The organism is Rhodococcus sp. 27YEA6, from assembly GCF_044908235.1.
Classification (GTDB): Bacteria; Actinomycetota; Actinomycetes; order Mycobacteriales; family Mycobacteriaceae; genus Rhodococcus_F; species Rhodococcus_F qingshengii.
In genome coordinates this window covers 293658-313082 of record NZ_JBIYCY010000004.1, presented here as the reverse complement: position 1 = coordinate 313082, position 19425 = coordinate 293658, and the positions used below count along the sequence as shown (strand labels likewise).

The following is a 19425-nucleotide window of genomic DNA, read 5'->3' as shown; positions in this document are numbered from 1 at the left end:
GGCGCTACTTCGTGGTGTTTTTCGGATTCTTGTTGTCAGCTTGCTTGCTGGCAGGTGATTTCGTGACAGGCGTCTTCATGACCGGTGCTTTCGCGGCGGGCGCGCGCTTGATCGGTGCTCGATTGCGCGCCATCCAGGCCATCGCACCGACGACAATCGCGACACCGAGCGCCAGCCCGGCCATGATTCCTGCCCACCCGGCGAAGCTTCGGGTGCTTGGGTCCGCGTAGTTGACCTCGGCGCGCATTGTCGACACCTCGCCGGCGGGCAAGGTCCACGACACCCGGGAATCGCCGTCTCGTGTTCCGTTGGTCGTGCCGACCCGTGCCGGGAAGGCGATGCTGACCTGGACGTCGGCGCCCTGAGTTGGAACCGTCTTCAGGTCTGCCTTGCCGTCGAGCGTGACGGTGTCCCCGGATCGCTTGAGGGTGATCTGGAACGACCCGGACCCCTCGGCGTACATGGAGCCCAGTTGGGCGACGTCACCGAAGGACAAGTCGCTGAAGAACGCCTGGCTGCCGACGTACCCGTCCTTCTTGTACTCCTGAACCCGTATCTTGTCCTCGAGCGACGAAGGTGGGGTCAGCTGCGGACCCTTGTCCGCCTCGTTCGCCGGAATAGCGGCAGCTACCACCTGTCCGGTCACACGATCGTTCGCGGACACTCCCATCGACACCTGCACGCGGATGCACCCGGCAAGCAAGGGAACAAGCATGAGGGCGAGCGCGGCAACCGTCAGGAAACGTTTCCGACTGGTCGGCTTGGCGGCGGGATCGGTGGACTGTTGCACAGTGGTCATCGTGCCAGCCGTGGCGTAGCCAGTCATCGAGGCGGGGGCGTGTCGGCGGGTGAAGTTCGGCGGGTGACCTTCACGACCTGCTCGAACGACGCATCCAACGACGAGTCGCGCCCTGGCGGCTGTCCGACAGTGCGATTCGAGCCGCACTGCGACCGCTGGCTCCGGACACACCGCCACCGGGATGAGTCGATGCTCCGGTCAGATACAACCCGTCTGCTCCCGGAACGCGATGGCCGGACAGTTCCGGAAGCGGTCGCCACAACATCATCTGATCGAGTGACATCTCGACGTGCATGACATTTCCGCCGATCATTCCCAATTCCGACTCGATGTCCCGGGGAGTCTGAATGAATCGGTCGAGGACGGAATCGGCGAACCCGGGTGCGAAAGCCTCCATCTCGCCGACGATCCGGTCGGCCTCCGCCTCGGCGACCGATGCCCAATCGCGATGTCCGCTGAGGCGATACGGCTGCCACTGCGACCACAGTGTCACCTGATGCCGCCCGGCCGGGGCGATCGTGGGATCGATTCCGCTGAAACTCATTCCGAGAACCGCAGGGCGAGGAGGAAGTTCCCCCGCCAGTGCTGCGCCGTGTGCAGTGCGCAAGTGTGCGCGATCGGAGACGAGTAATTGCAATCCCGAGGTACTTTCCCGTGTCGTGGCGTCGCCGCGGTACGACGGAAGCGCGGATGTCGCCAGTCGAAGTACCGCGCCGATGCCGGGGCCGACCCTGATTTTCCGCCGCCAGTGATCGAGCGTGGTTCGGTCGAAGCCCCCTCGGCCCAGGAGGTCGAGCGTGGTCAGGATGTGGCACCCGGCGATTACCTTGCGAGCGTGAACTTCTCGACCGCTCTCGGTTGTGGCGGTCCAGTGACTCGAGTTTCGACGGATCGACGTCACGCCGTCACCGAGCGCGACCGTGGCGCCGTCGACAGCCATCCGGGAGGCCAACGCAGCACTCAGTGCGCCGCTTCCACCGACTGCTCGCCCTGGCGGCAAGACGTGCATGAGGGCCGCGAAGCCGACCATCGGAGCGGTTCCCGGTTCCGACATCGCAGGCCCGGACTGGGCGCCGAACCACGCAAGCGCTGCTTTGAGTGCCTCACTGTCGAAATACTCGTCGAGCAGTGCGTCGCCAGGCGCGAGGAACTGCCGAGACAGTTCGCTGTTGCCGCGTGCGGTGGCGAGACCTCCGAACGCACCGATCAGGTTCGATCCGGTGGGCGGTGCGGAAAACGCTTTCATGACATGTCGACTGCGCTCCGACCAGACCGCGACGAATCGCCGGTAGGAGTCGGCGTCCTTTGTCCCGCATGCTCGTTCGATGGACCAGCAGGTTGCGTCGAGGTCGCGGTGAAACACGATGCCCGGCCCGTCGGTGCCCGGGGCGGGCGGCGCGAACGCCCACGGGTCACAGTCGATGTAGCGCAGTCCGTGCGCGCCGAGTCCGAGTTCCTCGATGATGCCGCTGTGTCGGATCATGAGGTGTGCCGACGACCCCCGGTCCACCTTGTATCCGGGAAATCGCTCGACGGTCGAGACGGCGCCGCCGAGAACCGTGTCCTTCTCCAGAACCTCGACCGACCAACCCTCGCGTGCGAGGTAGGCGGCCGATACGAGCGCGTTGTGTCCGGAGCCGACGACGACGGCGTCGAGAAGCGCGCTCACAGCGGGAGTCCACGGCCGAGGACTGCGAACGGCCGGTTGTCGCCGGCAAAACGAAATCTGCGGAGCACGTCACAAAAGCCGAGGCGACGGTACAGCCGCCAGGCTCGGTTGTCCTCGTCGTACACCTCGGGTGTCGACAACAGAACACTGCGTTCGGGTCGATCGACGAGGAGGTGACGCAAGAGCGATTCGCCCAACCGGTGACCTTGTCCGTTCGGATGCACGTGGAGTTCGGTGAGTTCGAAGTAGTCGCTCAGAATCGCGTCGATCTCGCTCTGGGGACGACCCGAGCGCCGAAGCCCGTGCAGTACCTGTTGATGCCACCACTGGTCCGGGCTCCCGCGATACCCGTAAGCGATCCCCACCAGCGGCAGATTTTCGTGTGACGGTTGCTGAGGAACCGCCAAAGCGCCGACTGCCTTCCAGCCAGGCCGGTTCGCGTGCTCCTGCCACATCGGTGCGCGATGGAACTCGGTTCCTCGCGGATAGTCCATCGCGGTGACGTACACGGCCAGTGCCTCGTGGAGTCGACTCGCGAATTCTGCGCGATCGAGGTCGACCGTATGTGGTGTCCAGGCGATCTGCGGGTCGACCGGTCTCACCTCTTCTCTTGACGGCGTGTCGGTGGGTGCAGTTATATTGAATAGGTCGAACAGATGTTCGATGTGGGTGATCCGGAGATGCCCGAAGGGAAGCGGGCATCTCCGGCCCACCTGGTCTTGGATCCTCACGGTGCAGGAGGTGCCCCGATGTCCGAGCGTGTGAAGCCTGAACGTGTGAAGTGCCAACGAACTCTTCCTGCCGAGTTGTCGAGTCCGTCGGATGCCGCAATTTCTCGATTGCCGATGTCGGCGAGGCGGTCCTTCGGCGCGACGGACGCCAGCCACCGCACTGCTCGAGTGGGAAAGTCCGGTGTGGCGTGGGGGCTGCTCCGGAAGGCGGATGCGCTTCTCGAGGAAGCGATTGGGGCGGGCGATCCTGCCGACCGGTTCCGGTGTGCCTACCTGGCGGCCCTACGTGGTGCCGGGGCAGTGTTGGCCGCAGCTCCTGCCGGTGCCGGCTCGAAGCGCAAGCGAAGTGGAAACGCGTGGGTTCTGATGGACGCCGCAGCGCCCGCGTTCGGAGCGTGGTCGAAATTCTTCGCAGGGTGGTCCGCTACGCGTGCGGCCGTGGAAACCGGCGTGTCGATCGTGATCACGGACTCCGATTCCGACGCATTCTTCGCCGAGGTCGGCCGTTTTCTCACGGCGGTCGAAGATTTCATCGGTCAGGACGCGTCCGAGCATTTGCGAGCGTCGTGAACAAATGGTCCGTGTCGGCAGTTGTTTCCGGGGAATTTCCTGGTCCGCACAGGCAAATGGAGCCGAATCGGGGCCCTTCGGCACGAATACGTACGCTTGTGGCGGAACTCGTACCCGGAGTTGGTGGTCCGAGACCTAAACTGCTCGTATTATGAAAACAGGTAATCGTCCAACTTGATTACCCGCCGCCTCACACCGTGGGGTGGTTGCCAAACTTCCAGTGCCGGGGGAGGTACCGTGCCACTCTCCGAGCACGAGCAGCGCATGCTCGATCAGATCGAGAGCGCTCTCTATGCCGAAGACCCCAAGTTCGCCTCCAATGTGAGGGGCGGCCGTATGCGGGCGCCGTCGAGTGGACGGCGGTTCCAAGCAGCGGCTCTATTCGTGCTGGGTCTGGTCCTGCTGATCGCGGGGGTTGCACTCCCGCTCAAGCCGGGCGGTTTTCCGATCATCAGCCTGTTCGGTTTCTTGTTCATGTTCGGCGCAGGGGTGTTGTTCCTCTGGGGTGGTGGACGTAAGTCTGCGCCGGCCGCCGACTCCGCTTCCGAAGGTGGCAATCATCCCTCCGGTCCGCCGGGTAGGGGTAGTGCCGGCGGATCCGGGCGGGGACGCGGCCGGAAGTCCGGCGGCGGATTCTCGTCGCGGATGGAAGATCGATTCAAACGCAGGTTCGAGCAGGACTAGCTCTCCCGCCCTTCTTCGGGCGTACTTCGAGAGTGATGCAGTTCGGACGTGACGCCCTCTTCAGGGCACGGACGATCACACGTGTGGCGGTCGGCAACCAAGGTTGCCGACCGCCACACGCCGTTGCTGTGGGTGTTGTACGTGTGCGCCGGCAATCCATCGAGTGAATCAGTGACGTGCGAGCGAATCACTCGCCACTCCTGCTGCCTCAGGGCATGCCCGCGGGCTTCCTCCACTTCGCTCCACTCGGCCCTCCACTTTCCTCCACCCTGGTCGAACTGCAACGCACGACCAGACCTCGTCCCGCTCACGTCTATTCGAAAACCGCGCTTGTACTGCGATTTTGTGTGGGGGAGCAACAGATCGTGGCGTAAAGGGTCGATCTGACGGCGGTGTGGGCCGGGACACGGTTACAAATTTCCCCCACGTCTCCCCACCTGCGCTGACCTGCTATTTATCAGCAAATGATGCTGAATAGGGACCATGTGCTCCTTGTTTGTGGGGGAAAGTGGGGTACTGTGGGTTCGGGCGGAGAGCTGAAGCACGATCCGCTCGATAGGGAGGGTTTCAGCGCAAGCTCGCAGGAGGTGTCGAGTGTTCCTCGGTACCTTCACGCCGAAGCTCGACGACAAAGGTCGGCTCACGTTGCCGGCAAAGTTCCGAGACGAACTGGCAGGAGGATTGATGATCACCAAGAGTCAGGATCACAGCCTCGCCATCTACCCCCGGGACGAGTTCGTCAAGCTTGCTCGAAAGGCAGCGGCAGCTCCACGCAATGATCCGGCAGCTCGGGCGTATGTCCGTGCCCTGGCCGCCGGCACAGATGAACAGCACGCCGATGCCCAGGGGCGAATCACCCTCTCGGCTGATCATCGGCGTTACGCAAACCTGTCCAAGGAATGCGTAGTGACCGGCTCCGTCGATTACCTCGAGATCTGGGATCTAGCAGCCTGGGAGAGGTATCTCGGAGACAACGAAGAGGACTATTCGCAGGCAACAGGCGAATCTCTCAGCGAGATCGTCTAGGCGAAGAGCCCCCGGCGAATGCCGCGAGGCCTCTGCCCGGAAAGACCCTGACGCACTTCCCCAGCGCCAGGTTCTCCTTCGGGCAGGGACCTCGAAGCATTCGCCTTCTCGAACAGTCATCGCCTTCTCGGAAAGTCAGCACCTTTTCGAAAAGTCATCGGAAATCATGAAAGTAGGAGCCGGAGCAATCATGGTGGATCACGAGGTGAACGAACCCTCGGATGCCGATGGCTTCGCGCACGTCCCTGTACTTCTGCACCGCGCCGACGATCTTCTCGGCCCTGCCATCACCGCCGTCGGTGACGGTGGAGCGGGCGCATACATGATCGATGCGACGTTGGGGCTCGGTGGCCACTCCGAATTCTTCCTGGGCAAGTACCCGGGCCTTCACCTCATCGGTCTCGATCGCGACACCAACGCACTCCGGATCGCTTCCGAGCGTCTGGCGCCATTCGCGGACCGAACGACGTTCGTGCACACCACGTATGACGGGATCGAGGACGCGCTCGAACAGGCAGGTCTACCGTCGACGGAGTCGGTTCACGCGATCCTTTTCGATCTGGGTGTGTCGTCGATGCAGTTGGACGAAGCCGACCGAGGTTTTGCGTACTCGATCGACGCTCCTCTCGACATGCGGATGGATCAGACGGTCGGGCTGACCGCGGCAGAGGTCCTGAACACCTACAGTCACGGCGACCTTGCTCGCATTCTGAGCACGTACGGCGAAGAACGGTTCGCGGGAAAGATTGCGTCCGAGATCCTTCGGCAGCGTGAGCGTGAACCCTTCACCACCAGTGCAGCTCTGGTCGAATTGCTGTACCGAACAATCCCGGCAGCCACGCGGCGTACGGGGGGACACCCGGCCAAGCGCACCTTCCAAGCGCTGCGGATCGAAGTCAATGCCGAGTTGGATTCGCTTCGTGCAGCCGTTCCTGCCGGGCTCGACGCACTGGCAGTCGGTGGGCGAGTGGTGTTCATGTCCTACCAGTCGCTCGAGGATCGAGTTGTGAAGGCGGAGTTGGTTCCCCGCTCGAAGTCCACCAGTCCTGAAGGACTACCGGTCGAGTTGCCGGGTATGGGACCGGAGTTCCGCATTCTCACCCGTGGCGCAGAACGTGCGTCAGAGCAGGAAATCGAAGAGAACCCACGATCAGCTCCGGTGCGTTTGCGTGCCGCAGAACGCATTTCCAGGAGGCGGGCATGAGTCGTCAGGGCAAATCCGGTGCAGCGCAACGTGCATACGACAAGCGCACCGCACGGGCGGCAGGCCGGACCGGAACTGTCGCTGCTGCCGGCCCGTCTATCTCTCCTCGGGCGATGCTCAAGGGGAGAGTGCCGTTCGTGGCCTCCGTCATCGGACTTCTGTCCATCGGTCTCGCGGTGACTCTGCTGCTGACCACTCGCGCTGCCGAGGATTCGTACCAACTCAGTGATGCACGTGCATACAACCAGTCTTTGGTCGAGCAGAAAGCAGCGCTCGAACGTGACTTCCAGTCGCGTAACTCGGCTCCGGAGTTGGCAAATCAGGCAAGCGCTCTCGGCATGGTCCCCGCCAAGGACCCTGCACGACTGGTAGTTCATCCGGACGGTTCGGTCGAGGTCGTCGGAACGCCGACTCCCGCGACTGCCGGAGCTATGCCGCCGCTCGATGCGCCCACATCGGTGCCCGCACCGACTGCGACACCCCCGCGCACCACAACGCCGGTTGCTCCCGGAGCCACGCCGAGCGTTCCGAATAACACGCGAAACCTCGCGCAGAGTGAACAATTGGTTCCTGTGATCCCCACGACGACAGCACCCGCCACCACGACGGCGGTGCCTGCTCCGCCTGAGGAACGTCGGTGAGTCAGAACTCCCGTAACAACCCCGGTCGGCGTCCGCGCCGCTCGGCCACCGCCTCATTTCCGTTTCGTCAGCGAGTCGGTCGTATCACCATGTGTGGTGCGCTCGCCGTTGCGGCATTGCAGCTCTTGTGGATTCAGGGAATCGACGCGCCGAGTCTGGCTGCGGAATCTGCCAATCAACGAACCACGACGCAGGTCGATCCGGCTGTACGTGGCTCGATAACCGATCGCAACGGAAACCCCCTCGCCTTCACCATGGAAGCCAAGGCGCTGACTTTCCAGCCGGTGCGGGTACGCAAGGAACTCGAGGAAGCGCGCGCCAAGAGCATCGAGCAGGGCGCCGAGGGTGACAAGCAGGCGCCGGAAGTGAGCGATCGCCTCGCCGAGATCGCCGCCGGAATCCACGCCAAGCTCGGCGATACCGTTCCGGAAAAAGATCTGCTTCAGAAGATGAACAGCAACGAGACTTTCACGTACCTCGCGCGCAGCGTGGATCCGGCGGTTGCTGCCGAGATCTCGGACAAGTTCCGGGAGGTCGGCCTCGAGCGTCAGGACATTCGCGAGTACCCCGGTGGCTCTCTGGCCGCGAATCTCGTCGGCGCGACCGGCTGGGACGGGCACGGTTTGCTCGGTCTCGAAGATTCGATGGACTCCACGCTCGCCGGAACCGATGGATCCGAAACGTACGACCGCGGTTCCGACGGCGCTGTGATCCCCGGTAGCTGGCGTGACAAGCAACCGGCAGTCAACGGTTCGGGTGTCGAGCTGACCATCGATTCGGACCTCCAGTTCTACGTTCAGCAGCAGGTCCAGATCGCCAAGGACAAGTCGGGCGCAAAGAACGCTTCGGTTGTGGTCATGGACTCCAAGACGGGACAGGTGTTGGCCATGTCCAACGACAGCACCTTCAACCCCGCAATCGGCATCGACAAGAACGCGCCGACAGCCGAAATGGGCAATCCGTCGGTCAGTACGCCGTTCGAGCCCGGATCGGTGAACAAGATCGTCACCGCAGCAGCGGCCATCGAGGACGGTAAGACAACTCCGGACGAAGTTCTGCAGGTCCCGGGCAGCATCACGATGTCCGGTGCCACAGTCAAGGACGCGTGGGATCACGGTGTGGCCCCGTACACCTCTACCGGTGTATTCGGAAAGTCCTCGAACGTCGGCACCTTGATGCTCGCTCAGCGAGTGGGCGAGGATCGCTACGCAGACATGCTGAACAGGTTCGGCCTCGGACAACGCACCGACGTCGGACTTCCCGGCGAGAGCGCGGGCAGCGTTCCGAGTCGCGACCAGTGGTCCGGCGGAACCTTCGCGAACCTGCCGATCGGGCAGGGTCTCTCGATGACAACCCTGCAGATGACCGGGATGTACCAGGCCATTGCCAACGACGGCGTGCGAATTCCTCCGCGGATCGTGAAGTCGACTGTCGACTCTTCCGGCACGCGGACCGAGACGCCGCAGCCCGAGGGCGTCGAGGTGGTCAGCGCCCAGACAGCGGCGACTGTTCGGGACATGTTCCGGTCGGTCACTCAGGAAGACACCGGCAACCAACGAGGAACCGGTGTTGCCGCGGGCGTCGAGGGATACCAGGTCAGTGGAAAGACCGGGACCGCGCAGCAGGTGGATCCCGCGTGCAAGTGCTACTCCAACTCCAACTACTGGATCACCTTCGCGGGAATCGCGCCTGCGGACAATCCTCGATTCGTGATCGGAATCATGCTCGACGCACCGGTTCGCGGCGTGGACGGCGGCGGCGGTCAGTCGGCGGCACCGTTGTTCCACAACATCGCGTCGTGGATGCTCCAGCGTGACAGCGTCCCGATGTCGCCGGACCCCGGTCGCAAGTTGGTGTTGCAGGCGGACTGATTGCGGTGTGTCGGTTTCGACACGGTCTTCGGGTGAATCCCGGACACGGTAATCTCAAACGTCGCAGTAACCTCATTCATCGCAGTGCGCCGAACTTTGCTTGCGTTGCGACCGCCATAGACAACGACCGCCATAGACAACGACCGCGATAGAACAACGACAATTGCCAGGAGTCGAGTGACAGTGCCGAATCGTTTGCAATCGTCGAACTCGGACGGCGCTCCCGGGACGCGTCCGACACAACCGGTTGCTACCGCGATCACGGCGCTCTCCGAACTGTCCGGGGCTCGCCTCGAATGGCTGGGGCAACCGGGATCACAGTCCTCGGAGGTCGTCGTCAAGGGCGTCGACCTGCGTGCGCAGGGAATCGTGACCGATGACCTCTTCGCCGCTCTGCCCGGTGCACGGACCCATGGCGCTCAGTTCGCCGTCGACGCTCTGGGGCGCGGTGCGACCGCGATCTTGACCGACGAGGCCGGCCTCGAACTGATCGAGGCCGCGGACAAGGCGCCTGACCGGTCCGTCCCAGTTCTCGTTCATCCGAACCCGCGGGATGTGCTCGGTGAGATCTCCGCGGAAATCTACGGCCGGCCCTCGGAGAAGATGCAGGTCGTCGGCATTACCGGTACATCGGGCAAGACCACGACGTCGTACTTGCTCGAAGCTGCGATTGCCGGAGCCGGCCGCAAGCCCGGCCTGGTCGGGACCATCGAGACTCGAATCGACGGCCGCCGGGTGCCCAGCGCTCTGACCACGCCGGAAGCTCCGCAACTGCATGCTCTGTTCGCCGTGATGGCAGAGCAGGGGATCGATACCGTCGTCATGGAGGTCTCCAGTCACGCTCTCGCTCTCGGACGCGTCGACGGCATCCGCTTCGACATCGGCGCGTTCACCAATCTTTCGCAGGACCACCTGGATTTCCATCGGGACTTCGAGGAGTACTTCCAGGCCAAGGCTCGGTTGTTCGATCCTGAGTCGACTGTGCGAGCCGAGCATGCGGTCGTCTGCGTCGACGACGTGTGGGGTCGACGGATGGCCGAGTTGGCCGCGACCGACGAGAGCGACGCGGTGACCACGGTCTCGACCTCGACGGCCGAGGCCGAGTGGACGGTCGGCGCAGTCGAGGTTGCCGAGGACGGCTCGCAGACCTTCGAGTTGGTCGGGCCGGACGGACAATCGTGGCCGGTCTCACTTCGGCTCCCCGGGCGATACAACGTGGCCAACGCTGCACTGGCGTTGACCGTCAGTTTTGCTGCGGGCCTCGACCCGGACGCGGCTGTTCGAGCGCTCGGGACCGTGGACGTCCCGGGGCGAGTTCAGCGGATCGACCGGGGGCAGAGCTTTCTCGCCGTGGTCGACTACGCGCACAAACCGGCAGCGCTCGAAGCTGTGATCGCCACGCTGCGCAACCAGGTTCCCGGTCGCGTTGCCGTGGTGGTCGGCGCAGGCGGGGATCGCGACGCCGGCAAACGGGCACTGATGGGTGAAGCGGGTGCGCGTGGCGCAGACCTGCTGATCGTCACCGACGACAACCCACGCACCGAGGATCCGGCGAAGATTCGCGCTTCGGTGATGCAAGGCGCCACGGACGTGCCCGAATCCGAACGCGGCGAGGTTCGCGAAGTGGGGGACCGGGCCGCCGCGATCGAGCAAGCAGTCCGGTGGGCACAGCCAGGAGATGTCGTCCTGGTGGCAGGCAAAGGCCACGAAGTAGGTCAAGAAATCGACGGGGTCAAACACCCGTTCGACGACCGCGAGGTGTTGGGCGAAATGATCGGCCGATTCGCGATCAACACAGCACATGGAGGCAAGCAATGATCCCGATGACGCTCTCTCGGATCGCCGAGATCGTCGGAGGAACCCTGCACGACGTCGACGATTCGTCGACGCAGGTGACTGGAACCGTCGAATTCGATTCGCGCAAAGTAGCTCCAGGTGGGCTCTTCCTCGCCCTACCCGGAGCGCGTGTCGACGGTCATGATCACGCGGAAGCGGCGGTGGCAGCGGGCGCTGTGGCGGTGCTCGCGGCGCGGCCGGTCGGAGTTCCGGCAATCGTCGTTCCATCGGTGCCGAACGACGGTCCCAGTGCAGTGATGCTGCTCGAACACGACACCGACGGGTCCGGAGCCGCGGTCCTGCATGCCCTCGGCCTTCTGGCCCGAGCAGTCGTCGACGAACTGGCAACTGATGGCACACCGGCCGATGGTGGACTGACGCTGGTCGGTGTCACCGGTTCTGCCGGCAAGACCTCGACCAAGGATCTGATAGCAGCGCTGCTGCGCGAGTGCGGCGAGGTGGTTGCGCCCCCCGGGTCGTTCAACAACGAATTGGGTCTGCCGTGGACAGTGCTCCGCGCCGACGAGAAGACCCGCTTCCTCGTTCTCGAGATGTCGGCCCGTGGGGTCGGTCATGTCGGCGAACTGACGAAGATCGCGCCGCCGAAGATCGGCGTAGTTCTCAATGTGGGCACTGCCCATCTCGGTGAGTTCGGTTCGCGTGAAGCGATCGCGGTCGCCAAAGGTGAACTGGTGGAAGCACTCCCGTCGGCAGCCGACGGTGGAGTTGCGGTCCTCAACGCCGACGACCGCATGGTCGCCGCAATGGCGAGTCGAACCAAGGCCCGGATCGTATTCGTCGGCCAGTCGGAAGACTGCGACGTTCGGGCGACCGACGTGGTTGTCGACGACCAGGCCAGGGCTTCCTTCACACTGAACTGTTCACAGGGTTCTGCACGTATTCGCCTGGCCGTTCACGGCGAACACCACGTGAGCAACGCCCTGGCCGCGGCGGCCGTCGCACTCGAGAACGGCCTCGCGGTTGCAGACATCGCACGTGTCCTCGAGGGCACGAAGGCAGCGTCCGCGAGGCGGATGGAAGTCACCGAGCGCGCCGACGGCGTCACCGTCGTCAACGACAGTTACAACGCCAATCCCGATTCCATGCGCGCCGCCCTCAAAGCGTTGGTGTCCATGGCGCGATCGGATCGGCACTTCGGTCGCCGTAGCTGGGCTGTGCTCGGAGAGATGGGTGAGCTCGGACCGGAATCAGTTGTCGAGCACGACGCGATCGGTCGCCTGGCCGTCAGACTCGATGTCAGCAAGTTGATCGTCGTCGGAACGGGCCGCACCTCGCGTGCGATGCATCAAGGTGCGGTGATGGAGGGGTCGTGGGGTGACGAGTCCGTCGTCGTGCCCGACGCAGCTGCGGCAATCGCCATTCTCGAAGCGGAACTCGAACCGGGCGATCTCGTCCTGGTGAAGGCGTCCAAGTCGGTGGAACTGTGGACGGTCGCCGAAGCGATACTGGCTGCAACGCCCAACACCGACAGCGAGAACACCGACGGCGAGAACGGCGGGGATTCGCAGTGATCCAGATTCTTCTCGCCGCAGGCATCGCGCTGGCGGTCTCCATCATGCTCACGCCGATCCTGATCAAGGCGTTCTCGAAACAAGGTTTCGGGCAGGAGATCCGAACCGAAGGTCCAGCCAGTCACCAGGCCAAGCGCGGCACTCCCACGATGGGCGGCGTCGCGATCCTGACCGGAATCTGGGCCGGCTATCTCGGCTCACACCTCATCGGTCTCGGCATGAACAACGCGGAGGGGCCATCGGCGTCCGGCCTACTGGTACTCGGTCTGACCACCGCGCTCGGTGGAGTCGGTTTCCTCGACGACTTCATCAAGATCCGCAAGCAGCGCAATCTGGGACTGAACAAGACAGCGAAGCTGGTCGGACAGTTCGTCGCTGCCATTGCCTTCGGAATCCTGGCCCTTCAGTTCCGCGGTGACGACGGGCTGACTCCGGGCAGTGTTCATCTGTCGTACGTGCGCGACATCGCCACCGTCTCACTCGGGTCCGTGGTCTTCATCGCCTTCTGCTACCTACTGGTCAGCGCCTGGTCCAATGCCGTCAACCTGACCGACGGCCTCGACGGATTGGCCGCCGGTGCGATGAGTTTCGTTCTCGGCGCCTACGTCATCATCACGTTCTGGCAGTTCCGCTACTCGTGCGAGACGAATCCCGGCAAGGGTTGCTACGACGTCCGAGACCCGCTCGACCTCGCGGTGCTCTGCGCGGCCGGCGCCGGCGCGTGCATCGGATTCCTCTGGTGGAATGCCGCACCCGCCAAGATCTTCATGGGCGACACCGGTTCACTTGCCCTCGGCGGCATGCTCGCCGGATTGTCGATCACCACCAGCACGGAACTGTTGATGGTTGTCATCGGTGCACTGTTCGTCGCGGAGGCCGCGTCGGTGGTGATCCAGGTAGCGGTGTTCCGGTCCAGCCGACGGCGGGTGTTCCGAATGGCGCCGTTCCATCACCACTTCGAACTCGCCGGGTGGGCTGAAACCACAGTCATCATCAGATTCTGGTTGCTGGCGGCTATTGCGTCGGCTATCGGATTGGCACTCTTCTACAGCGAATACCTCGCAGCGCTCGGAGGCTGAAAACCATGACCAGCTCAGCGGATTCCGAGAACGACCTGTCCTGGCTCCGCGGTACGCGAGTGCTGGTCGCCGGTGGGCGGGTGTCCGGTCAAGCGACCATCGAACCTCTCGTCGCCCTCGGTGCTGTCGTGACGGTTGCCGATTCGACCTTGGACTTCGCGGAGCGCTGCGCGGAGCTCGGCGCGGACATGGTGACCACCACCTCGATCGAGGATGCTCCGGATTCGATCACCGAGTACGGGCTCGTAGTCACCAGTCCGGGCTTTCGGCCGGATGCACCGATCCTTGCAGCCGCCGCCGGTCACGGGATTCCCATCTGGGGAGACGTCGAGTTCTCCTGGCGCGTCGACCACAGCGGGCACTTCGGCACACCCCGTAAATGGCTCGTCGTGACGGGGACGAACGGAAAGACCACGACGACGTCGATGCTGGCCTCGATTCTCGACGCCGCCGGAGTTGTCGGCCGAGCCTGCGGAAACATCGGGCTGCCGATACTCGACGCACTCGCCGAGACGTCGCCGCGCGTGGAGTACCTCGCTGTCGAACTGTCGTCCTTCCAATTGCACTGGGCGCCTTCGGTGCGTCCGGATGCCGGCGTGGTCCTCAACGTCGCCGAGGATCACCTCGACTGGCACGGCGGAATGAGCGCGTACGCCGAGGCCAAGTCGCGGGCGCTGAGCGGAAAGGTCGCGGTGGTCGGCCTCGATGACGCGATCGCTTCCGAACTGGGAACTCGCGCAACTGCAGACATTGTCACCGGGTTCAGATTGGGTGAACCGGGCGAAGGAGAACTGGGTGTCGAAGCGGGACACCTCGTGGACAACGCATTCGGCGATCACGTCCGCTTGGCCGAAGCAGCGTCGATAGATCCCGCCGGCCCGGCAGGCGTCATGGACGCGCTGGCCGCCGCCGCGTTGGCGCGGGCACTCGGATTCGAGGCAGACGTCGTCGAACGCGGTCTGGCCGCACACAAGGTCGGCCCACACCGAGGGGCGCTGGTCGGCCGTGTCGGGTCCGTTGTGTACATCGACGACTCCAAGGCCACCAATCCGCACGCAGCCCGACCGTCGATACTCGCGCACGATCGCGTCGTCTGGGTTGCAGGCGGTCTGCTCAAGGGAGCCAGCGTCGACCAATTGGTGAGCGAAGTCGGCCCTCGACTCTCCGGCGCTGTCCTTCTCGGGCGTGACGCTGGTGTGATCGAGGACGCGCTCGCGCGACACGCGCCCGATGTTCCCGTGGTGCACGTGATGTCGGGGGACGATGCAGTGGTGAGCGAAAACAGCAGCAACTCGACTCTCACCATCCGGCTGCCGTCGGGTGCCGACGCGGATGCCGTCATGGCCGCAGTGGTAGTCGAAGCTGCCGAGTTGGCGTCCCCCGGTGATGCAGTTGTACTCGCCCCGGCCGCCGCGTCCTTGGACATGTTCGCCAGCTACGGACATCGTGGTGACAGCTTCGCCGCCGCCGTCGCCGCATTACCCGATCCGTTCACGGATTCGCCTGGCCAAGCCGGGAACTTGCTATGACCAAGGGTCCCAAGACCCGAATCGGTGCCTGGTTGGCGCGGCCGTTGGCGTCGTTCCACCTGGTGGTGACGATTGCCACGATGTTGACTGTCTTGGGGCTCGTGATGGTTCTGTCGGCGTCGAGCGTCGAGCAGTACGTGTCCGGTGGCTCGGCGTATTCGTTGTTCACCCAGCAGTTGATCTTCGCGATTCTCGGAGCTGTGCTCTTCTACGTCGCGCTGCGGATCCCGGCGAGAGTGCTCCGGCAGTATTCGTTTCCGCTGTTCGTCGTCGTGCTGATCATGCTGGTACTCGTCCTGATTCCGGGAATCGGCACAGAAGCGCAGGGCGCGCGTCGCTGGTTCAACGTCGGCGGGTTCTCGGTGCAGCCCTCGGAAATCATGAAGGTCGCGTTGGCGATCTGGGGCGCCCATCTGTTGGCTTCGAGGCGGCCGGACGACCGATCCGTGAAGTCGATCCTGATTCCGCTCGTGCCCGCAGCAATGCTGGTCTTCGCGCTGGTCGTCGCGCAACCGAACCTCAGTACGACCATCGCATTGGGAATCATCGTCGGGGCCCTGCTGTGGTTCGGTGGGCTGCCACTGAAGCTCTTCGGCTCGATCGCGGTGACGGGCGTCGTCGTGGCGGGCGTGCTGGCGATGACGGCCGGTTATCGTTCCGATCGAGTTCAAGCCTTCTTCAACAAGAGCGACGACCTGCAGGGCAACAACTATCAGGCCAAGCAGGCTTTGTATTCGCTCGCCGACGGGGGCCTTTTCGGACGCGGACTCGGTCAGAGCGTCGCCAAGTGGAACTACCTACCCAACGCGCACAACGACTTCATCTTCGCGATCATCGGCGAAGAGTTGGGATTTGTCGGCTGCGCAGTGGTGATCGGTTTGTTCGCTGTATTCGTCTACACGGGATTGCGGATCGCAGCCCGCAGCATCGATCCGTTCTGGCGGCTCCTGTCGGCCACTGCAACTACCTGGATCGTCGGCCAGGCAATGATCAACATCGGTTACGTCATCGGACTGCTGCCGGTGACCGGACTCCAGTTGCCCTTGGTCTCCGCCGGCGGTTCGTCCTTGGCGATCACATTGTTCATGTTCGGTGTCATCGCCAATGCAGCGCGCCACGAGCCCGAAGCAGTTGCCGCTCTGAACTCCGGGCAGGACGGCAAGATCTCGAAGTTGCTCAGACTGCCGAAGCCCGTGCTGTACCACCCGCCGTCAGGGGGCCGGCCGATCCGTCGACCGAAGCCCGCACGGCAGATCGAACCGGCACGCGGACGCGACGGCCGGCGCGCGATCGAGACGGGCGATCGACGCAAGCGGGCAGATCAAGGTGCTCGCCCTTCCTCGGATTCCAACCGAGGTGCGGCCGCTGGGTCACGGAAGCGCACCGCGGGAGGGCAGAATGGTCAGCGTCGGCAGGCGCCGACACGTAGGGCACAAGATCCACGAGAAGTTCGAGAGCGAGGAATTCGTAGGTGAGCGGCAACAAATCGGCTCTGTCGGTAGTGGTGGCAGGGGGAGGCACGGCTGGTCACATCGAACCCGCACTTGCTGTCGCGGACGCGGTCAAGGCCGCTGCGCCCGACACCAGAATCACTGCGCTCGGGACGGCGCGTGGTCTCGAAACCACCTTGGTGCCGGCTCGCGGGTACACGCTCGAGCTCATTCCCCCGGTTCCGCTTCCTCGTAAGCCCACGATGGATCTCGTCAAACTGCCGACACGCATCCTCGCCTCGGTGCGCAAGACCCGTGAGGTACTCGATTCCGTCGACGCCGACGTGATCGTCGGTTTCGGTGGTTACGTCGCGCTTCCGGCGTATCTTGCCGCACGTGGCGGTGTTCTTCGGCGCCGCCGCAAGATTCCGATCGTCATCCACGAGGCGAACGCCAGTGCCGGCATCGCGAACAAGATCGGTGCTCGCCTGGCGACGCGGGTGCTTGCCGCGGTTCCGGGGTCAGGTGTGAAGAACCGCGGCGATCAGGACGCCGAGATCGTTGGCATCCCGGTTCGCGCGTCGATCGCCAATTTCGATCGAGCGGGACTCCGCTCGCAAGCTCGCGAGTACTTCGGACTACCTCAGGACGGTCCCGTTCTGCTCGTCTTCGGCGGATCGCAAGGCGCGAAGTCGCTCAACGACGCGGTGTCCGGAGCAGCGGAAGAACTGGCGAAGGCCGGGATCTCGGTCCTTCACGCACACGGACCCAAGAACTCTCTCGAAGTCACGCAGTACTCGGAGACGGCACCGTATGTGGCTGTTCCCTATCTTTCGCGGATGGATCTCGCGTATGCCGCAGCCGACGCGACTATCTGTCGTTCGGGCGCGATGACGGTCGCCGAGGTCTCGGCGGTCGGGCTTCCGGCCGTCTACGTTCCGTTGCCGCACGGCAATGGTGAGCAGGAACTCAACGCGAAACCCGTTGTCGCAGCGGGCGGTGCGATCATCGTCTCCGACAACGAGCTCACGCCGACGTTCGTCGCCGGTACCGTCGTCCCGATGCTGAGCGACAGCGCGCGCCTCGACAAGATGAGCAGTGGTGCTGCCAACGTCGGGCACCGCACCGCGGCAACCGAGATCGCACGGATCGTGCTCGACATCGCGGCAAAGGAAAACGCCGTCCAGGAAAACGCAAGGGGAAACCGATGACCGCGCTGCCCGCCCACCTCGAGCGAGTACACATGGTCGGAATCGGCGGTGCCGGTATGTCCGGCATCGCTCGAATTCTGCTTTCCCGCGGGGGCCTTGTCTCGGGTTCGGACGCCAAGGAGAGCCGAGGAGTCCTGGCGCTTCGTGCACGCGGGGCACAGGTCCGGATCGGCCACGACGCCGATGCTCTCGACCTGCTGCCGGGTGGTCCGACCGTCGTCGTCACGACGCACGCGGCTATCCCGAAGGACAACCCGGAACTCGTCGAGGCCGCTCGCCGCGGAATCCCGGTGATTCTTCGTCCGGCTGTCCTTGCATCACTGATGCAGGGCAATCGCACGTTCCTGGTTTCGGGTACACACGGCAAGACGTCGACAACGTCGATGCTCGTGGTCGCCCTGCAGCACTGTGGTTTCGACCCTTCGTTCGCCGTTGGCGGCGAACTCAACGAAGCGGGAACGAATGCCCATCACGGCAGCGGTGACGTCTTTGTCGCGGAGGCGGACGAGAGTGACGGGTCGCTGCTGCAGTACGACCCCAACGTGATCGTCGTGACCAACATCGAGGCCGATCACCTCGACTATTTCGGGAGTGTCGAAGCGTATGTGAAGGTGTTCGACGATTTTGTCGACAAGTTGCGTCCGGGTGGGCTCTTGATTGCTTGCCTCGACGACCCGGGATCGGCGGATCTCGCGAAGCGAATCGTGGCCTCGGGCCGTTCGGACATCCGGGTACTCGGTTACGGATCGGCAGACGCGCAGGAAGTGGAGGCGGGCACCGCCTTCGAGCCTGTCGACGGTGTCGAGGTCGGAGTCCGACTACTGGGCTTCCATGCGCACGACGTCGGGGGAGTCCTGCAGTTCCACCTGGCGGGCGAGAGCGCCGCGCGAACCGTGCGAATGGCAGTGCCGGGTCGTCACATGGCGCTCAACGCACTTGCGGCTCTACTGGCTGCCCGTGACGCCGGCGCCGAGACGGAGGAGATCGTCGAGGGGCTCGCCGGATTCGGTGGCGTACACCGCCGGTTCCAGTTCACCGGCCGCGAGCGTGGTGTCCGGGTGTTCGACGACTACGCCCACCATCCGACCGAAGTTCGTGCGGTTCTCGGCGCGGCGGCGGATCTGGTTCGACCGGAGGACGATTCGTCGTCGACCAATTCGGCAGCCGGACGCGTGATCGTGGTCTTCCAACCTCATCTCTATTCACGCACCGCCGCGTTTGCCGAGGAGTTCGCGCAGGCGCTGGACTTGGCCGACGAGGTTGTCGTTCTCGATGTCTACGGCGCTCGCGAAGAGCCGATGCCGGGCGTCAGTGGTGCGCTGGTCGCTCAGTCGGTCACGAAACCTGTTCACTATCAACCGGATCTGTCACAGGCGCCGAAGCAGGTGGCGGCGTTGGCTCACCCCGGCGACATCGTCATCACGATGGGTGCCGGTGACGTGACCATGCTCGGCAAACAGATCCTCGATGCTTTGCGTTCGGCGCCGCATCCCGCGCCGCGATGACACCCGACGCACGAAGTCGGCGCGGGCGTCGAGATCCTCGAGCCAGACAAGCCACCAGTACGCGTCGGCGCAGTACTCGCACCGAATCGCGATACTCGACGCGGTCGA

Annotated in this window: 16 protein-coding genes; 13 read left to right on the top strand and 3 right to left on the bottom strand. The window is 63.9% G+C overall.

Annotated features, from left to right (window positions below):
- Window positions 1–4: 4 nt before the first annotated feature.
- The 3 genes from ABH939_RS14040 to ABH939_RS14030 form a co-directional block, all read right to left on the bottom strand.
- Window positions 5–799 (bottom strand): LppM family (lipo)protein, encoded by a 795-nt coding sequence (locus ABH939_RS14040; protein ID WP_064444269.1) that lies wholly within the window; start codon window positions 797–799, stop codon window positions 5–7.
- 70 nt (window positions 800–869) lie between these two features.
- The gene (locus tag ABH939_RS14035) at window positions 870–2468 is read right to left on the bottom strand and encodes an NAD(P)/FAD-dependent oxidoreductase (RefSeq protein WP_218748054.1); all 1599 of its coding nucleotides are present in this window, start codon (window positions 2466–2468) and stop codon (window positions 870–872) included.
- The gene (locus ABH939_RS14030) at window positions 2465–3070 is read right to left on the bottom strand and encodes an N-acetyltransferase (protein ID WP_042452829.1); all 606 of its coding nucleotides are present in this window, start codon (window positions 3068–3070) and stop codon (window positions 2465–2467) included. The genes ABH939_RS14035 and ABH939_RS14030 overlap by 4 nt, the downstream gene beginning before the upstream one ends.
- Window positions 3071–3217: 147 nt before the next feature.
- On the opposite strand from ABH939_RS14030, the gene ABH939_RS14025 reads away from it, so the two are divergent.
- From ABH939_RS14025 to murC, 13 genes are all read left to right on the top strand, one after another.
- Window positions 3218–3769, top strand: coding sequence for an SAV_6107 family HEPN domain-containing protein (locus ABH939_RS14025; protein ID WP_231783463.1), 552 nt, complete (start codon window positions 3218–3220; stop codon window positions 3767–3769).
- A gap of 237 nt (window positions 3770–4006) precedes the next feature.
- Window positions 4007–4453 carry a DUF3040 domain-containing protein gene (locus ABH939_RS14020; RefSeq protein WP_404649725.1) on the top strand — a complete coding sequence of 149 codons (447 nt, stop codon included), beginning with the start codon at window positions 4007–4009 and terminating at the stop codon, window positions 4451–4453.
- Between the two features lie 594 nt (window positions 4454–5047).
- Window positions 5048–5479 (top strand): division/cell wall cluster transcriptional repressor MraZ, encoded by a 432-nt coding sequence (gene mraZ / locus ABH939_RS14015; protein ID WP_003941779.1) that lies wholly within the window; start codon window positions 5048–5050, stop codon window positions 5477–5479.
- Window positions 5480–5669: 190 nt separating this feature from the next.
- Window positions 5670–6683: a 16S rRNA (cytosine(1402)-N(4))-methyltransferase RsmH gene (gene rsmH / locus ABH939_RS14010; protein ID WP_007730079.1), complete on the top strand. Its 1014-nt coding sequence runs from the start codon at window positions 5670–5672 to the stop codon at window positions 6681–6683.
- Entirely contained in the window at window positions 6680–7324 is a 645-nt protein-coding gene (locus ABH939_RS14005; RefSeq protein WP_003941715.1) for a hypothetical protein, read from the top strand. The genes rsmH and ABH939_RS14005 overlap by 4 nt, the downstream gene beginning before the upstream one ends.
- On the top strand, window positions 7321–9195 hold the full coding sequence (locus ABH939_RS14000; protein ID WP_003941764.1) for a penicillin-binding protein 2: 1875 nt from the start codon (window positions 7321–7323) through the stop codon (window positions 9193–9195). The genes ABH939_RS14005 and ABH939_RS14000 overlap by 4 nt, the downstream gene beginning before the upstream one ends.
- Before the next feature lie 183 nt (window positions 9196–9378).
- Window positions 9379–11013, top strand: coding sequence for a UDP-N-acetylmuramoyl-L-alanyl-D-glutamate--2,6-diaminopimelate ligase (locus tag ABH939_RS13995; RefSeq protein ID WP_065456588.1), 1635 nt, complete (start codon window positions 9379–9381; stop codon window positions 11011–11013).
- On the top strand, window positions 11010–12563 hold the full coding sequence (murF, locus tag ABH939_RS13990; protein ID WP_065456587.1) for a UDP-N-acetylmuramoyl-tripeptide--D-alanyl-D-alanine ligase: 1554 nt from the start codon (window positions 11010–11012) through the stop codon (window positions 12561–12563). Before ABH939_RS13995 ends, murF begins: the two co-directional genes overlap by 4 nt.
- Window positions 12560–13642 (top strand): phospho-N-acetylmuramoyl-pentapeptide-transferase, encoded by a 1083-nt coding sequence (mraY, locus tag ABH939_RS13985; RefSeq protein ID WP_065456586.1) that lies wholly within the window; start codon window positions 12560–12562, stop codon window positions 13640–13642. Before murF ends, mraY begins: the two co-directional genes overlap by 4 nt.
- A 5-nt stretch (window positions 13643–13647) precedes the next feature.
- Window positions 13648–15171: a UDP-N-acetylmuramoyl-L-alanine--D-glutamate ligase gene (gene murD, locus ABH939_RS13980; protein WP_047270101.1), complete on the top strand. Its 1524-nt coding sequence runs from the start codon at window positions 13648–13650 to the stop codon at window positions 15169–15171.
- A complete protein-coding gene (ftsW, locus tag ABH939_RS13975; RefSeq protein ID WP_007730088.1) occupies window positions 15168–16646 on the top strand; it encodes a putative lipid II flippase FtsW in 1479 nt (492 codons plus the stop codon). Before murD ends, ftsW begins: the two co-directional genes overlap by 4 nt.
- Entirely contained in the window at window positions 16643–17812 is a 1170-nt protein-coding gene (gene murG / locus ABH939_RS13970) for an undecaprenyldiphospho-muramoylpentapeptide beta-N-acetylglucosaminyltransferase (protein WP_003941767.1), read from the top strand. The genes ftsW and murG overlap by 4 nt, the downstream gene beginning before the upstream one ends.
- Window positions 17809–19317: a UDP-N-acetylmuramate--L-alanine ligase gene (gene murC / locus ABH939_RS13965; protein ID WP_030537033.1), complete on the top strand. Its 1509-nt coding sequence runs from the start codon at window positions 17809–17811 to the stop codon at window positions 19315–19317. The genes murG and murC overlap by 4 nt, the downstream gene beginning before the upstream one ends.
- Window positions 19318–19425 lie beyond the last annotated feature (108 nt).

What these genes read in the sequence shown, in the direction of transcription:
- murD (WP_047270101.1), top strand. Translation starts at nt 13,648, where the DNA reads ATGACCAGCTCAGCGGATTCCGAGAACGACCTGTCCTGGCTCCGCGGT.
- murF (WP_065456587.1), top strand. Translation starts at nt 11,010, where the DNA reads ATGATCCCGATGACGCTCTCTCGGATCGCCGAGATCGTCGGAGGAACC.
- murC (WP_030537033.1), top strand. Translation starts at nt 17,809, where the DNA reads ATGACCGCGCTGCCCGCCCACCTCGAGCGAGTACACATGGTCGGAATC.
- ABH939_RS14040 (WP_064444269.1), bottom strand. Translation starts at nt 799, where the DNA reads ATGACCACTGTGCAACAGTCCACCGATCCCGCCGCCAAGCCGACCAGT.
- ftsW (WP_007730088.1), top strand. Translation starts at nt 15,168, where the DNA reads ATGACCAAGGGTCCCAAGACCCGAATCGGTGCCTGGTTGGCGCGGCCG.
- rsmH (WP_007730079.1), top strand. Translation starts at nt 5,670, where the DNA reads ATGGTGGATCACGAGGTGAACGAACCCTCGGATGCCGATGGCTTCGCG.
- ABH939_RS14005 (WP_003941715.1), top strand. Translation starts at nt 6,680, where the DNA reads ATGAGTCGTCAGGGCAAATCCGGTGCAGCGCAACGTGCATACGACAAG.
- ABH939_RS14025 (WP_231783463.1), top strand. Translation starts at nt 3,218, where the DNA reads ATGTCCGAGCGTGTGAAGCCTGAACGTGTGAAGTGCCAACGAACTCTT.